This window comes from Acidiphilium iwatense (genome assembly GCF_021556475.1).
GTDB lineage: Bacteria > Pseudomonadota > Alphaproteobacteria > Acetobacterales > Acetobacteraceae > Acidiphilium > Acidiphilium iwatense.
Map to the genome: position 1 here is coordinate 1 of NZ_JAKGBZ010000140.1, position 1,301 is coordinate 1,301.

Genomic DNA, 1,301 nt, shown 5'->3' on the forward strand with positions numbered 1-1,301 from the left:
CTCATAACCTGAAGGTCGCACGTTCAAATCGTGCCCCCGCAACCAAGTTTATCAAACCAAATCAATGCATTGAAGCCGCCGCAAGGCGGCTTTTTGTTGTCCGGTGCACTAGGGCAGTCTTAGGGTAATTTAACTCGAATTCCCTAACCTGATAGGCTATGGTCACGATCTGCCTTTGATCCTCAACCGTCGCACGGTGCGCGCCAAGGAGGTCTCATGCCGACCGTCGAGCTGCTGGGTGGAAAAATTCAGATTTATCAGCGCGGCAATAGCCGGTTCTGGCAGGCGCGCGCTTCTGTCGGTGGCAAGCAGCGCCAATACAGCACCAAACAAGAAATTCAGGATCTGGCCGCCAAGGCGGCCGAGAGCTGGTACTTCAAGCTGCATGGCCAGCAGCGGGCTGGCGTGCTGAATGACCGCCCGACCTTCAAAAAAGCCGCCGAACAGTTCCTGAAGGAATACGGCGTGATCACCGAGGGCGAGCGCTCCGAGAAATGGACGGAGAGCCACGCGATCCGGCTGCGGGTGCATCTGCTGCCGTTCTTCGGGAGCCTGCCGCTCGACAAGGTGACCCCCGGCAAGGTCCAGGAATACCGGGTGCATCGCATGACGAGCTATGCCGAACCGAACCCGCACTCAAGGGGCCAGCATAAACCCAAGGCCAAGCCGCCGGCGCGCAGCACGCTGCATGATGAGGTGGTCACACTGCGCATGGTGCTCAAAACCGCCATCCGCCATGGCTGGCTGGAGCATCTGCCCGACCTGACACCGCCCTATAGGACGCAGGGCAAGATCGTGCACCGGCCCTGGTTCAGCCCGGATGAATACAAGCAGCTCTACGAGGCGGCGCGGGCTTATGCCAGGGAACAGGTACGCGCCCATTACAAATGGAATGCCGAGCAGGTCTACGATTTTGTGCTGTTCATGGCCAATACCGGGCTGCGGCCGGATGAGGCGTTTAATCTGCAGCACCGAGATGTCGTCATTGCCCAGGATGATGGCAGCAAGCAGGAGATTCTCGAGATCGAGGTGCGCGGCAAGCGCGGTGTCGGGCATTGCAAGAGCATGCCGGGGGCAGTGCGGGTGTATCAGCGCTTACTCGCGCGGGCCAAGCCGGTGCAGGCGGAATCTCGCCGGGAACGGCAGCGCCGGCGCAGGGTTGGTGGGGATGTGCCTGTCCTATCCGGGCCGGAATATCCGAAGCCGACGGACCTTGTGTTCCCTGGCAATCACATCAAACTGTTCAATAATCTGCTTGAGCGCGCTGGGCTGAAGCTCGATCGCGATGGCAAGGCCCGGAC

At 60.1% G+C, this 1,301-nt stretch carries 1 protein-coding gene; it reads left to right on the forward strand.

Annotation, left to right across the window (positions count from 1 at the left end):
• Window positions 1-216: 216 nt before the first annotated feature.
• Window positions 217-1,301: site-specific integrase (locus tag L2A60_RS20430; RefSeq protein WP_235706298.1), on the forward strand; the 1,085-nt coding region annotated here is incomplete at its 3' end.